Source organism: uncultured Brachyspira sp. (genome assembly GCF_934747485.1).
In the GTDB taxonomy this organism is placed as follows: Bacteria; Spirochaetota; Brachyspiria; order Brachyspirales; family Brachyspiraceae; genus Brachyspira.
Map to the genome: position 1 here is coordinate 1 of NZ_CAKVGN010000007.1, position 14,987 is coordinate 14,987.

Annotated in this window: 15 protein-coding genes; 8 read left to right on the top strand and 7 right to left on the bottom strand. The window is 27.9% G+C overall.

Annotated elements, in window-relative coordinates; all coding sequences use genetic code 11:
- Window positions 1–113: 113 nt before the first annotated feature.
- The 3 genes from Q0H31_RS02245 to Q0H31_RS02255 form a co-directional block, all read right to left on the bottom strand.
- On the bottom strand, window positions 114–1,073 hold the full coding sequence (locus tag Q0H31_RS02245) for a M28 family peptidase (RefSeq protein ID WP_295295546.1): 960 nt from the start codon (window positions 1,071–1,073) through the stop codon (window positions 114–116).
- A 591-nt stretch (window positions 1,074–1,664) separates the two neighbouring features.
- Window positions 1,665–2,765 carry an aspartate-semialdehyde dehydrogenase gene (locus tag Q0H31_RS02250; RefSeq protein WP_295295548.1) on the bottom strand — a complete coding sequence of 367 codons (1,101 nt, stop codon included), beginning with the start codon at window positions 2,763–2,765 and terminating at the stop codon, window positions 1,665–1,667.
- 114 nt (window positions 2,766–2,879) lie between these two features.
- On the bottom strand, window positions 2,880–3,683 hold the full coding sequence (locus tag Q0H31_RS02255; RefSeq protein ID WP_295295550.1) for a M55 family metallopeptidase: 804 nt from the start codon (window positions 3,681–3,683) through the stop codon (window positions 2,880–2,882).
- 582 nt (window positions 3,684–4,265) lie between these two features.
- Between Q0H31_RS02255 and Q0H31_RS02260 the strand changes: the two genes are divergently transcribed.
- From Q0H31_RS02260 to Q0H31_RS02280, 5 genes are all read left to right on the top strand, one after another.
- Window positions 4,266–5,573 (top strand): CHAT domain-containing protein, encoded by a 1,308-nt coding sequence (locus Q0H31_RS02260; protein ID WP_295295552.1) that lies wholly within the window; start codon window positions 4,266–4,268, stop codon window positions 5,571–5,573.
- A complete protein-coding gene (locus Q0H31_RS02265) occupies window positions 5,566–6,609 on the top strand; it encodes an N-acetylmuramoyl-L-alanine amidase (RefSeq protein ID WP_295295553.1) in 1,044 nt (347 codons plus the stop codon). The genes Q0H31_RS02260 and Q0H31_RS02265 overlap by 8 nt, the downstream gene beginning before the upstream one ends.
- Before the next feature lie 4 nt (window positions 6,610–6,613).
- Window positions 6,614–7,288 carry an SAM-dependent methyltransferase gene (locus Q0H31_RS02270; protein WP_295295555.1) on the top strand — a complete coding sequence of 225 codons (675 nt, stop codon included), beginning with the start codon at window positions 6,614–6,616 and terminating at the stop codon, window positions 7,286–7,288.
- Between the two features lie 64 nt (window positions 7,289–7,352).
- Entirely contained in the window at window positions 7,353–8,492 is a 1,140-nt protein-coding gene (locus Q0H31_RS02275; protein ID WP_295295557.1) for an HD domain-containing phosphohydrolase, read from the top strand.
- 88 nt (window positions 8,493–8,580) lie between these two features.
- A complete protein-coding gene (locus Q0H31_RS02280; protein ID WP_295295558.1) occupies window positions 8,581–9,489 on the top strand; it encodes an Rpn family recombination-promoting nuclease/putative transposase in 909 nt (302 codons plus the stop codon).
- 20 nt (window positions 9,490–9,509) lie between these two features.
- On the opposite strand, the gene ruvC is transcribed toward Q0H31_RS02280, so the two are convergent.
- The 4 genes from ruvC to Q0H31_RS02300 all read right to left on the bottom strand — a co-directional run bounded on the left by ruvC (window position 9,510) and on the right by Q0H31_RS02300 (window position 12,896).
- On the bottom strand, window positions 9,510–9,983 hold the full coding sequence (gene ruvC, locus Q0H31_RS02285; RefSeq protein WP_295295559.1) for a crossover junction endodeoxyribonuclease RuvC: 474 nt from the start codon (window positions 9,981–9,983) through the stop codon (window positions 9,510–9,512).
- A 15-nt stretch (window positions 9,984–9,998) separates the two neighbouring features.
- Window positions 9,999–10,745 carry a YebC/PmpR family DNA-binding transcriptional regulator gene (locus Q0H31_RS02290; RefSeq protein WP_295295561.1) on the bottom strand — a complete coding sequence of 249 codons (747 nt, stop codon included), beginning with the start codon at window positions 10,743–10,745 and terminating at the stop codon, window positions 9,999–10,001.
- Window positions 10,746–10,893: 148 nt separating this feature from the next.
- On the bottom strand, window positions 10,894–11,826 hold the full coding sequence (locus Q0H31_RS02295; protein ID WP_278774765.1) for a hypothetical protein: 933 nt from the start codon (window positions 11,824–11,826) through the stop codon (window positions 10,894–10,896).
- Between the two features lie 233 nt (window positions 11,827–12,059).
- The gene (locus Q0H31_RS02300) at window positions 12,060–12,896 is read right to left on the bottom strand and encodes a flagellin (protein ID WP_295295564.1); all 837 of its coding nucleotides are present in this window, start codon (window positions 12,894–12,896) and stop codon (window positions 12,060–12,062) included.
- Between the two features lie 329 nt (window positions 12,897–13,225).
- Here Q0H31_RS02300 and xth point away from each other — a divergent pair, with 329 nt between their 5' ends.
- The 3 genes from xth to Q0H31_RS02315 all read left to right on the top strand — a co-directional run bounded on the left by xth (window position 13,226) and on the right by Q0H31_RS02315 (window position 14,771).
- Window positions 13,226–14,008: an exodeoxyribonuclease III gene (gene xth / locus Q0H31_RS02305; RefSeq protein WP_295295566.1), complete on the top strand. Its 783-nt coding sequence runs from the start codon at window positions 13,226–13,228 to the stop codon at window positions 14,006–14,008.
- Between the two features lie 93 nt (window positions 14,009–14,101).
- Window positions 14,102–14,434 (top strand): STAS domain-containing protein, encoded by a 333-nt coding sequence (locus Q0H31_RS02310; RefSeq protein WP_295295568.1) that lies wholly within the window; start codon window positions 14,102–14,104, stop codon window positions 14,432–14,434.
- Window positions 14,435–14,450: 16 nt separating this feature from the next.
- Window positions 14,451–14,771 (top strand): YggT family protein, encoded by a 321-nt coding sequence (locus Q0H31_RS02315; RefSeq protein ID WP_295295570.1) that lies wholly within the window; start codon window positions 14,451–14,453, stop codon window positions 14,769–14,771.
- Window positions 14,772–14,987: the final 216 nt, after the last annotated feature.

Here is a 14,987-nt window from a genome sequence, read left to right on the forward strand (position 1 = left end):
TTAATTAAATTATAAGGAATACCTGCTTTTTTTAAACTAAAAAACGTGCAATATGTATGGCTCCTAAACAATTTTTAGAATAATAAAAAATAGAATATATGTGTAAATAAATATTAGTTTGTTTCGCTGATATTCGCTATAGTAAACTCTATAGTCTTTCCTACAGCTTCTAAAGTATTAACATCTATTTTATCTATAGTATCATTTTGAGTATGATGATATTTATAGCTCATATCTATAACATCTATAAAAGGTATGCCATTAAATATAAAAGGAGCGTGGTCATCTATTATGCCGCCATAAAAATCATTTACAAAAAATTTATCATAGCCTAAATATTTAGCATTAGACCATACATTTTTATAAATATCAGAATAATAAGTATAAGCAAAGTTTTCGTATTTAAATAAAGCCTCACTGCTTCCAACCATATCAAGAAGTATTCCAAATTTAATTTTATTTTTATCTACTACATTGTCGTTTACGAATGCTATACTTCCCTGTATCCAATCTGTTTCAATAGGGGAGTTTCCTACAACATCAAATAAATTGCCGTCATCTTCAAGGTCAAACAATACAAAACATATACTATAATCAAGCTCATAATTTTTCAAAGCATTCATAAGCTCAAGCAAAACACCAGAACTGCTTGCTCCGTCATTAGCACCATCTATTGGTTTATTTCTGTTTTCGGGTATAGGGTCTTTTTCTGCAACGCTTCTGCTGTCATAGTGGCTTGCTATTATAATATAGTTATCTGTTTTTCCATTTAAAAATGCATATATGTTCTCGCCCACTCTTCCCTTTATATATGGAGCTTCAAATTTATGACTAAACACTTCATATCCCATATTGGAAATTTCTTTTTTAAAATATTCTCTTACTTTTTTATGTGCTTCACTTCCATAAATACGAGGTCCCAAATCTGTTTGAGCCTTCACATAATCATAAGCCCTTTTAGAGTCAAAATATAATTTAGAGTTTCCAGAAGATAAACTGCTATTTAAAGCATTAAGATTATTGCAGGAAAACAAAAGCATACAAACCAAAACGGCAAAAATATTTTTAATCATAAATTAATCACTTTTAATTTTTTTAATATATTTTAGTCTAATATAAATAAATTAAAAGTCAATGAAATAGCAATAAAAAGAAAGAGGTTTTTTAGTTATATACATATTTAATTTATAAGATTTATTAAATGCAGTTCTTTTGGTTCTTTTATACCAATAAAAGAACTGGGGTGCGGGGCAAAGCCCTGCAAATATTTTAATTTAAACAAATTATTTATTTATATATGTATTTCTTTTATTCAACTTTTTCCCGTAGCAAAAAGTTGCAAAAAGTACAAATATTAAAATTTTATATCTAAAAAATAAATGTATATAATGATACCATACATTTTTGGCTATACTTCATAAAAATGCAGTTCTTTTGCTTCTTTTATACCAATAAAAGAAGTAGGGGTGTGTACCCTAAGGGCATGCTTCGCAGGGGGCAAAGCCACCACAAATAAAAAAAACATATATTACGTTTAGCTAAAGTGCAAGTTAAGAAAATAATACTATTTTATATGTAATATAAATTTTTAAACTAAAACAATATAAATAAAAAAGGCACTCAATATAATTGAATGCCTTATAGTTTTGTACTAAATAATATTATTATTTATCAGCTGTTTTTACCTCTTTTTTTGCTGCTGCTTTTTTTGGCTTGCAAACTCTCTTTTTTGGAGCTTCTTCTTTTTTGCTATTTTTATCCAATAAAGGCAATACCAACTCAGCTATTTGTACAGCATTTGTAGCAGCACCTTTTCTTATTTGGTCTCCCGCACACCAGAAAGTTAAAGAGTTTTTAGCACTGATATCTTCTCTTATTCTTCCAACAAATATATTATCTTGGTCTGTTGTATCTAAAGGCATAGGATATTTAAATTGTGAAGGATTGTCTACCACTTTTACACCTTTAGCTTTTGCTAATAATTCTTTAGCTTTTTTAGATGTTAATTTCTTTTCTGTTTCTATTGTTATAGATTCACTATGGCTTCTTAAAACAGGAACTCTTACACAAGTACAGCTTACTTGTAAATCTGGAGCATGTAATATTTTTCTACCTTCATTAGTCATTTTTAATTCTTCTTTAGTATAGCCTGTTTTGCTGTCGAAAGCATCTATTTGAGGAATTAAGTTAAATAATATTTGATATTTGAAAGCTTTTATACTTAACTTTTTTTGCTCTGCATAATCATAAACCTGCTGCTGAAGCTCTTCCATACCTTCTTTGCCGGCACCAGATACTGCCTGATATGTAGAAGCTATTATTCTTTTAATTTTAGCAAATTTATGTAATGGAGCTAATGCCACCAAAGCAATAATAGTACTGCAATTAGGATTAGCTATAATACCTTTGTGAAGCTTAACATCTTCAGGATTAACTTCTGGAACTACTAAAGGAACATTTTTATCCATTCTAAAAGCACTGCTATTATCAATAACAACGCTTCCAGCTTTTGCAGCCAAAGGGCTTAGCTTTTTACTTTCATCGCTTCCAACAGCAACTAAAGTAATATCCATATCTTTAAAAGAATCTTTACTTGGTTTTTCTATTGTGTATTCTTTATTATTAAAAATAACCTTCTGACCTGCTGTCTTATTGCCTAATAATCTTAATTCATTAACAGGAAATTTTCTCTCTTGCAATATCTTAAGCATCTCTTTACCAACGGCACCTGAAGCACCCAATAAACAAACATTTACTTTTTTCATAAATTAGTCCATATATTAAATTATTTTTTATAGTAATATTATATAATATAATTTTTTAAAAGCAATATTATTATATTCAATTACATAATACTTATTCAATAAAATTAATAAAAATTATAAAACAAACTTCATAGCTCTAAGTATCTCATAATAATCATTACTTTCATAAACTATAGTATTATCATTAACCTTTTTAGCATTAGGATAAAATGACATCTTATAAGCATATCCATGTTCTTTATAAGTTACTTCAAGCTTAAAAGTTTTTGGAAGCTTTAAACATTTAAAATCTTGTGTTAATGCTTCTCTTACTTTTTCTTTAATAGTTTTAATCATAAGATTAGGAGAATAGTTGATAGTAGAATAACCAACACCCTCTTTTACAGGAAGAGTTATTAAACTAGGGTGATTAGGGTCCATATTATTGGCATCATCGCAAAGACCTTTATCTCCAGACAAAAATACTGAAGGTACATTTACATATGCCGCAGCATAACTAAAAAACATAAACTCACTTGCCACAGCATCATTTAATTTTATGCTAAATATTTTTGAATTGCTCATAGTATGAGATAAAGGATTGCTTCCGCTTGTAGCCGGACTATGATAGCCTATAAACATCACAGCATCAAAACTATCATCTATACCCTCAACCATAGAATAAGGGTCTCCGCTCCACTTTCTATGCACTTTCACAATATCAGGCAAAGCAGTTTGGTCTATATTCATAGCCGAGTCATGTGCATCTTTAACAAATATCTCTTTAGCACCAGCTAATATTGCCCCTTCGCAAGCAGCATTAACTTCTTTAGTCATTTGTAATGCATGCTCTTTATAAGTTAATGACCCCATGTCTGTATCCGGCCATTGTGTAGTAGTTGTTACTCCTTCTATATCTGCACTAATAAATACTTTCATTTTTGTTTCCTTAATAAAAATAATTTTGCCTAATATACTATTACATTTTTTATTTTATTCAATATGTTTTTTATATAAGTTTTTGTTTTATGCAAATTTTTCAAACTATGCATCAATGTGTATTACAAACAAAAATATCAATCTTTTGACAGAGTTAAAAATTTCCAAAACATATTGAAGCAATTATTTTTATCAACTTTTTCCCGCGTACGAGCTGTACCACCTTGCCGCACTACTCGCCGTAGTGGCTTACCGCACGGTAATGCTATGCTTTAATTATAACTTCTTAGTCGTGCGGGGGAGTGCCTTTTAATATACAATTAAATTATAAAATTTATAATAAAAAAGTAGTCCTTTTGCTTCTTTGGGTCATACCCACAGGCACTTTCTTCGGTCGCCAAAAGAAGTGGGGGGTGCGTACCCTAAGGGCACGCTTCGCAGGGGGCTAGTCCACGAAAATAATGCAAAAATAAAAACTTATATTTAATTTTTCTACAAAATTAAAATTACATAGCTTTAATTTTATATATCTTTAATGTATAATACAAATATTTTATAGGAATGAATATTAAATAATAATTTATGAGTAATTATATTGTAACGCAAAATAAAAACTTCTTTGACTCTTCAAATTTTGAGTGCATAAAAATAAAAAAATCTCAATTTAAAAAAATAAACAAAAAAGAAAAAATAAATATCTTTTTATACGACAATGAAAAAAATAAATTATACGGCACATACGAAATAGATTTAAATACCAAAACAGAAGAAGATAGTTTTTTGTATTTAAACATAACAGACACCTATAAAAAAAGAAGAGGAATATATTATAATCTTGAAGAAAAATATAATGACTTTTCAATTTATAATATAATAGATGAAAATATTTTTTATAAATTAAAAGAGAGATTAATTTTATTAAACGAAAATCTATCTCAAACATTTTTAAGCTGCACCGTAGAAAAGTATAAAGAAAAACAAAATAAAAAAGAACATGTATTTCATTATAAGGCAATAGAAACTTATCCGTCATTATATATTGCAGAATATAAAAAACCTTTTGATTTTTGTGCATACAACAGCATATATAAAGAATATTTAAGATTATTAAAAAGAGCAAATAGTGAAAATGATAATATAAGCAAATATTTAGAAATTGGAAACTATTTAATGAATATGCTTATACCAGAAAAAGATTTTAGAGAGCATTTATTTGAAGGCTTTAGAATAGTTTATCTAAATCTCGATGAAACAGCTTCTTCAATACCTTGGGATATATTATCATACAACAATAAATTTTTGTCAGAAAAAATAATATTTTCTTATATCAATGCAGTTAATATAATGCCAAAAAAAATTACAAACAGCAAAAAAATCGCCGTAATATCAATACCATATGATGATATAAACGATGAAAAAGAAATTGATTTATTAAAGAGATTATCCGTTAATAACAATCTGAATATTGATGTATATAAAAAAGAACATAATTATTTTGAGTTCGTAAAAGTTTTAGAAAATTATGACATAGTGCATATTATTACGCATGGTCATTCAAATGGTTTATCTTTAAGTAAAGATTATATATTGAATAATATTTCTGCATTAGAAAATCCTCCGAAATTGATTTTTATTAATACATGCAATATGAATGACAGCAATATAGTAAAATCATTTTTATCATGCGGTGTAAACACTGTAGTTTCTGGAATTGGAAGTTTATCCGATAATATATATAATGATTTTGTTATGAGTTTTTATTCAAATTTACTTCATAAGCATTCGAGAATAAACACAGCTCAGGCATTTCATTTTGCACATATAGAGATAAAAGACAATTATAATGGTTTTATGCGTTATAGATTTAATGGAGTAGCTTGTTATGTTTAAAAATATTTTTATACTGCTGATTGTAAGCATAGTTATTTCTTGCTCAAACAATACAGAAGAAATCACTGCCCCTGCTATAAACAAAAGAAAAAAACCGCCAAGAATATCAACACTTTATAAATCCGGCTCATACAATTTAAGAATTAATTATATAATACTCCACTACACTGCATTAGATGATGATATGTCTTTAAAAGTGTTAACAGACCCGGGAGTATCTTCGCATTATTTAATAACAACAAGAGCAAATGAACCTATATATAAACTTGTTGATGATACAAATAGAGCTTGGCATGCAGGAATTACAATGTATCAAAATAGATACAGCATTAATGACAGCTCTGTTGGAATAGAGATTGTAAATTTGGGCTATATATCAAAAGTTACAAATACAGCTCAAGAGCTTTCGAGAATGAGCAGAAGACAGCTTGAAAACTTATTTTTTACTCCATATGATGAATATTTAGAATATGAAGAATCTCAAATAGAAAAAGTGGTATATCTTCTTAATGAGCTAATAGATAAATATGGAATAAGACCATATAATATATTAGGGCATTCAGATATAGCACCATACAGAAAAAAAGACCCCGGACCAAAATTCCCTTGGAAAAGGTTATATGATGAATATAATTTAGGCATATGGTATGATGAAGAAGATTACAGCAACTTTATGATGAGCAATGATTATAGAACTGCTACTGTAATGGATATAAAAAATGAGTTTATAAAATATGGATATACAAGTATGCCAACTAATAATATTTGGGACTTTGAATCAAGAAAAGTGCTGTATGCTTTTCAATGCAGATTTAGAACCAATGATATAGACGGCAACATAGATAAAGAAACCTACAGCATAGCAAGAGCTTTAAACCTAAAAGTAAAAAAACTTAATGAAGCTTATGAACGCTCTAAAGCTAATAACTTCCTTACAAATACATTCTTTACAAATATATTCATAAGCAATAATATAGTAAATAATAATTGGGATTATATGCATACTAATAAAAATATTATAATGAGGAGAAAATAATTTGATGCCTGTAGTTTATATAGCTTCAAGAGATATTGGAAATTACAAAGATAATACTGAGAGGCTTAAAGAAATATTAACAGAAAGCGACATTATATTGGTTGAAAGTTTTAGAGAGGCTACTACGCTTTTTAAAAACCTTAATCTTAATATAGATAAATCAAAATTAATAGAGTTCAGCGAGCATACAAAAAAAGATAAAGATATTGATGATATAATGACAAAAATATTAAATTGTAAAACTGTTTCTCTCATAAGTGATTGCGGCACACCGGCTTTGGAAGACCCTGGAAGAGAGCTTCTTGAATATTGCTACTCTTATAATATAAAAGTAAAGCCCATACCCGGTGTAAGCAGCGTTACAGCGGCTATTATGTGTTTGCCTTTTAATTTTAGAGAGTTTTATTATGCAGGGCTTTTGCCAAGAGATGACAGAGAAAGAGAGAGAAAATTAATAGAATTAAAAAAATTAAATGTTCCTGTTATAGTGTTGGATACTCCTTATAGGCTTTCAAAGGTTCTTAACGCTGTTAAAAAAATATATTCAAAAAATAAAATTGCTGCTTTATGTATGGATTTAACTTTGCCTACAGAAGAGATTATAATAGATGAAATTGGAGTTCTTTGTTCTAAATATAGCGAAAACAAAAAAAGAGAGTTTGTATTAATAATAAAATGATGATTGCATTAAGTAATAGTTAATTCCGAAATATATACAGCTAAAAATGGAGAGAGATATTATTATGTTTAATATACAAGTAACAGAACTTAAAGAAGGAATGAAAATAGCTTCTAATGTATATGACAGCAACGATAATATTATAGTAGATATGGGCTCTATTGTAACAAAAAGCACTATAGAATTATTAAAAAAAAAATCTATCGAAACAGTGTCTGTTGTAGAGTTAATAGAAAATAAATATGAAAACAATTTTGATAATAGCATTAAAAACCAATTAAATAAAAAAGTGATAATAGAAGAAAATGGTAAAAAAATATTAAAAATTGACAGCGAAGAAGCATTAAATATAAATAATATTACAATAGAAAAAACTAAAAATGCTTACAACATAGCAAAAAATAATGGTACTGTTGATTTTATAGAATTAAAAAAAGATGTTGATATTATGCTTAATTCTATATTAGAAAATAAAGAAGCTCATTCATATTTAGCCATATTAAAAAGAAAAGATGAATCCATATATAAGCATGCGGTAGATGTAGCGGTATTATCTGCAATTACAGCAATAGAAATGAATTTAACAAAAGCAGATATATCTAATATAATGCTCGGGGCTTTGCTTCATGATATAGGAAAGATGTTGGTTCAAGAGTATTTGCTGAATAAAAAAAATTTAACTGCAGATGAAATTAATATGTTAAAAAGACATACAACGCATGGATATAAACTTGCTAAAAGAGATAATTTGGAAGATAATATTGCAGATATAATATTAGAGCATCATGAAAAATATGATGGAAGCGGTTATCCCTTTGGTAAGGGAAATAGAGATATAAGCCTCTACAGTAAAGTAGTTTCTATATCTAATAAATTTAATAACCTTGTTGTTAATGGAAATGATGGTTTAATTTGTACAGCAGATAAGGCTATGAAAATTATTATATCACTTTCAAAAAAAGAGTTTGATATGGATATAGTAAAGCATTTTCAAAAGGCTATAGGTTTTTACCCGAATAATACAAAAGTAAAATTATCAAATGGGCAAAATGCAAGAGTAATACAGCAGAATAATAACTTACCTTTAAGACCAATACTCTCTATTGAAAAAAATGAAGACGGAACTGATGCCGGTTATCTTGATATTTTAGACCTATCAAAATCAAATAATATATTTATAAAAGAAGTATTAAACTATGTATAATCATTAATATTTTTATTTAATTTTTTAATTAAATTCTAATGAAAAACTATATTTTGACTTTTAGCTTCTATTTTGCTATAATATATTTATGAATGATTTTAACATCACTGTAGATACATTAAACAAAAAGAATGACTGTTTTGTAAGATATCTTTTTTCAAATCTTGGAAACGAGAAAATAGTATTAAACTTTGTTAATGCTGTGATGGATAATTTGAATTTCAAAACTTTTGAAACTTTAGAGATATTAAACCCATTTAACTTGCAGAAATATCTTAATTCAAAAGAAAGCGTAGTAGATATAAAATGCACGGCAGATACCGGAGAAGTTGTTATAATAGAGATACAATTACAAGGCAATGAAACTTTTATTAAAAGAACATTGTTTTATTGGGCAAGTAATTATAGTTTGAACCTAAATAAAGGCGATGATTATAATAAACTTCTTCCTGTTATAAGTATAAATATTTTAGACTTTGTTTTATTTGACGGCATAGAAGATTGCTACAGTTGTTATATATTAAAAGAATTAAAACACAACAAAATACTTACCGACCATTGTCAATTTCATTTTTTGGAATTGCCGAAATTTAATTATGATAAACAACTAAACAAAGACTTAAATAGTTGGTACAAATTTTTTATTGGAGGCGAGAGAATGTCAAACCTAATAAAAGAAAACACAATATTTGATGAAGTAGATAAGAAATGCAAATCATTTATATCAGAAAATCCATTACTTGATGTATATAAGATAAAGGAAGCAGAAGAATATTTTCAAAGAGAAACACTCCATAGAGAATGGGAGAAAGGAATAGAACAAGGTATAGAGAAAGGTATAGAGAAAGGAATGGAACAAGGTATAGAGAAAGGCAGAGAAGAAGGTAAAAAATATAGTACATTGATAATAGCTAAGTCTATGAAAGAAGATGGGGCAGATTTTAAATTAATATCAAAATATACAGGATTAAACATAGAAGAAATAGAAAACCTTTAATAATATACAAATATAAAAAATTATTTCAAAATTCTGTTTCTTGAAGCATGTGCCAAAGCAATAGCCACGGCGTCGGCAGTATCATCTTGCATTATACTTGAGTCTGTAAAAAGATTAACCATTTTTATAACAGCATCTTTATTAGCATTTCCATTTCCTGTTATTTGTGATTTTATTTCTCTTGGCTTGTATTCTCTAAAATCTATATTATTCAAAGTAAGTGCTAATATTATAACCCCTCTTGCCTCAGCGACTTTTATAGCTGTTTTAGTATTTTTTGAAAAGAAAAGCTCTTCTATTGAAGCATTATCTGGTTTGTATTGTTTAATAAGTGAATCTAATTGAGTATATATATATGAGAGTCTTTGATTATATTTTTCATTTGAGAAAGTTTCGATAAGCCCAGAATTTACTATTTTATACTCGGAGTTTTTAGCCTCTACAAAAGCATAACCGCATCTAGCAAATCCCGGGTCTATACCTAAAGTTATCATTATTTATTAATAATATTATTCTTCTTCTATTAAGTTATCAGTAATTTCTAAGTTAGTAGCTACAGCAGAAACATCATCATGATCTTCAAAAAGAGAAATTATTTTCATAACTTTTTTAGCATCATTTTCAGCTATAGTCATAGTGTTATCAGCCATACGTACAATCTCAGCACTTTCAGGCTCTATACCTTTAGCTTTTAAAGCATCAACTATAGAAGATAAAGCTTCCATAGGTCCAGTAACTGTAAATACCTCATCATCTTGTTCTATATCTTCAGCACCTGCATCAAGCACTATATCCATTAAGCCCTCTTCAGTATTTCCGGCAGCAGGAACCATTACAACAGCTTTTTTCTTAAACTGCCAAGAAACCGCACCGCTCTCAGCTAAGTTTCCGCCGTTTTTGCTAAATATTGATCTTATCTCAGCAGCAGTTCTGTTTTTATTATCTGTAGCAACATCTACTATGATTGCAACGCCGCCTGGAGCATAACCCTCATAAGACATTTCTTCTATATTAGCACCTTCACCAGCACCAGCACCTCTTTTAATGGCTCTGTCTATATTATCATTAGGCATGTTAGTACCTTTAGCTTTAACTATAACCATTCTTAATCTTGCATTTTGGTCTGGGTCTGGGCTTCCGCCTTCTTTTACTGCGATTGTAATTTCTTTTGCTATTTTTGACCAAATCTTACCTTTCTTTGAATCATTTGCGGCTTTTTTATGTTTAATACTAGCCCACTTGGAGTGTCCTGACATATTACACCTCTGTTTTATTAGATTTTTTATTTATAGATTTTATTTAAAATATTACTTGCCTAGATTATATAACAAAAACTAACTATTGTCAAATTTTATTTATTTATTTTAAAAACAAATTAAAGTATTAAATTATATCAAATATGTTTTATACTTCCCTCTTTATATTAGGTGTGTAAATTATTCTTCTGAAATCAGAGTCTTTATTGTCCATATCGCCTAAAAATATTCTTTCATGTTTAGGTAGTTTTTCATAAGCCTCTTTCAATAATTCTCTGTTATAATCTGAAGGATATACAAGATAATTATGGTAGCATTTTATTGCATAATCAAAAGCATTTTCTTTACCTGAAATCTCTTTTATATTTTCTTCTATCTCTTTTAATTTTTCTTTTTTATTTGTGTATTTTAAAGTTGGTTTTAATTTAAGTTTTGCAAGATTTTCTATTATAATAGTATCATCTTCTTTTGGATATAAAACCAGTTCATTTTTATCAAACATATTTTTTATATTATCAAAGTTATATATATTATTGTCATTATATATTGATATTGTTTCATCATCATAAATGGTGTAGTAAGTTAAGAATATTTCTTTGTTAGATGAATAATGAGAAGATTTTCTAAATATAAAATAACTTTTACCATTGGATAAATCATATCCAAATTCCTTTTTCATTTTAAAATCAATTGGAATTGCCAAAAATGATACTTTTAATTTTTCCCATTTTTCTATCTCTCTTTGAGTAGTTTTATAAATATTCTGCATTTCAGGATTCATTTCTTTTAATATGCTTTTAATGTATTTATAATAATCATCTTTATGCATCCACTGAGATTCTAAAATTTCAAAATCACCTATACCACGAATATTTAATTCCTCATTATCTTCTATAAATGATACAACCCATTTTTTCTCTAATGCTTTTTCAAACTGATAAATATCAAATTTATCCCAAGCACTAACTATGCCATCTTCATAAATTGCTAAATTAGAGAGGAAATAAGAACCATTTTTTATAATACCGAAAAAACTTCTCCCTTCAACTCTTTCTTTTCTATACACATTATTTTTATACATATACACACCATTAGAAAGATAAAATAATAACTATAATTTTTTTATACATAAAAACCTCCTAATTTTATTATATAAAAAAATATATTAGTATTATCATAAATAACCTTATATAATTATAGTCTAATAAATAGGAGTTAGTAAATCAAATTTTTATGCAATTTTTTTAAAAAAAAAGCCCATTAGTATAAAAATACCAATGAGCTTTTTACTATATTTGTAATAAGACGACTAAATTATCCTATAATTCTCATTATAGATTGGTTTTTCATATTAGCATTAGCCAACATAGCAGCACCAGTTTGCTGTAAGATTTGTTCACGAGTATAAGCAACCATAGATTGAGCCATATCAGCATCTCTTATAACACTTTCAGAAGCGATAGTGTTTTCAGTAGCTATCATTAAGCTTTTTACCATAGATTCCATTCTGTTTTGAACAGCACCTAATTCAGCTCTTTGAGCAACAACCATTTGTATACCTTCATCTATTCTTCCTAAAGATTGGTTAGCAGTTTCAGCAGAAGAGATAGAAAGAGGAGTATCACCGCCAACTTGTAAGTTAGCAGCAGTCATAGCACCTATATTAACAGAAACTCTTTGATCCATATTAGCACCAATGTGGAAAGTGATAGGAGTTTGACCGTCAGCAGCGAAACGACCAGTTAACATGTTCATTTTGTTGAATTCAGCTTGAGAAGCGATTCTGTCAACTTCAGCTACTAATTGATTAACTTCTACTTGAATTAAAGCTCTGTCGCTGTCAGAATATATACCGTTAGCAGACTGAATAGCTAATTCTCTCATTCTTTGCATAATGTTAGTAGTTTCATTTAAGTAACCTTCAGTAGTTTGAATGAAAGAAATACCATTTTGAGCATTTCTAGTAGCTTGTTGTAAGCCGCGATATTGAGAACGCATTTTTTCAGATACTGCTAAACCAGAAGCATCATCACCTGCAGTATTGATTCTCATACCGCTTGAAAGTTGTTGGATTGTTTTTGTCATTTGATTGCCAGTTAAGTTTAACTGCCTGTTTGCATTTAATGCAGAAACATTATTGTTGATAATCATAGTTACTACCCTCCATGAATAGTCATTAAAAAATTATAATTTCCAAATTTATTATGTTTTAATATATTATTTAGTCATCCCCTACAAAATAATAACATAATATATAGATATATTATAATATTTTTTAAAAAAAAGTAAATACTAATTTTTTCAAAAAAAATTCCGATAGAGAGAATTGCACCTCAAATTAATAAGTTCTTTCTTTAATAATATTTAAAAAACATCAATATTTTTTTATAAAAAAATCAAATTTACACAAACAAAACTTCTAATTTTGACAAATAATGAAATTATTAGTATAATATTTAATAACTTATTAAAGGCAATATATGAGTACACTAAAAATAATTTCTTGGAATGTTAATGGCATAAGAGCAGCATACAAAAAAGGCTTATTAGATTTTATTAAAAAAGAAGATGCTGATATAATATGTTTGCAAGAGACTAAGGCTTTTGAAGAACAGCTTCCTGAAGATTTAAGAAACATAGAAGGATATCAGCTCTTTATTAACCCTGCAGACCCTGAAATAAGAAAAGGCTACAGCGGAGTTGCAATATATAGCAAATTAAAGCCAAATAAAGAAATTAAAAATAAATTTGGTTCTAAATTTACAGACAGAGAAGGAAGAATACTTGCTTTAGAGTTTGATGATTTTACTATATTTAATGTTTATTTTCCTAATGGCGGTAAATCTGAAGAACATTTTAATTATAAACTTTCTTTTTATGATGAAATGACCAAGCATATGATAAAATTAAAAGAGAAGACCAATGTAATATTATGCGGCGATATGAATATTGCTCATGAGGCTATAGACTTGGCTAGACCTAAAGAAAATGAAAAGAGTATTGGGTTTTTGCCTGTAGAACGCGAACGTATAACAAAATTTTTAAATAGCGGTTTTACTGATACTTTTAGAATGTTTGTGAAAGAAAATGGTCATTATAGTTGGTGGGATATGAAGACTCGTTCAAGAGAGAAGAATGTGGGCTGGAGAATAGATTATTTCTTTGTTAATAATGAAATATCAAACAACATTAAAAGGGCTGATATTTTAACTGATGTTCTTGGAAGCGACCATTGCCCTATATTAATTGAATGGGATAGATAATTGTATTTTTTTATTCAAGCTATATAAAACTATAATATTGATTTTTTAATTATATATAATAAAATTAAAAGATGTATATAAGGAGTTAAAAGAATGGTTAGTACTGTTATAGATGGGAAGACTGCTATTATTAATATAGAAAAAAACATCATATCTGAAAATGTTGATATATTAGAAGAAAAGCTCAATTATGTAAAAGATGCCGGAATATTAAATTTCGTATTTGATTTTCATAATATAGATTATATGTGTTCTTCTGCTTTAGGATTAATAGCTTCCGCTTTAAGAGTATCCGGTGAAAATGGCGGAAAGGTGTATTTCTGTTCTTTAAGCAGTAAATTAACAAGCTTATTTGAAGCTACAAGATTTCTCACTATAGTAAATACTGCCAAAGATGTTGACGAGGCTTTAAGCAATATCAAATAAATAACAATGAGGGTTTATGCTAATACAGATTATTAATTTTATATATGTTCTTATAATGCAGGCTTTAAGACTTTATTCATTTATATGGTTTATATGGATTATTATTAGCTGGCTTACGGCTTTTGGTGCTATACATTTAGATTATTATAACCCAATAGTTAATTTCTTTTATAGAATTACTGATGGGGTTATAGATAAAATTTTTGGGAATTTTAGAGACAAGCTTATAATAGGAGTGATAGATTTATCTCCTTTAGTATTTTTGCTTATACTTCAGATGGTTGTACCGCCTCTAATCACTATGCTATATAGATTTATAATTCGTTTATTATACTAATAATTTAGTATACATATAACTTTTTTATTCAACTTTTCCGACGAAAAAAGCAAAAATATTTTAACTTTATTATATATAAAACAATAACTGTTTTTAAGTTAAAAATGCAGTATTTTTATTATTTTATATATACCTATCCTACTGCTCTCAAAGCTGCGGCTAAGACATACAAATAATAAAAACATAAAAACTAAATTTTGACAAAATGCAAAATTT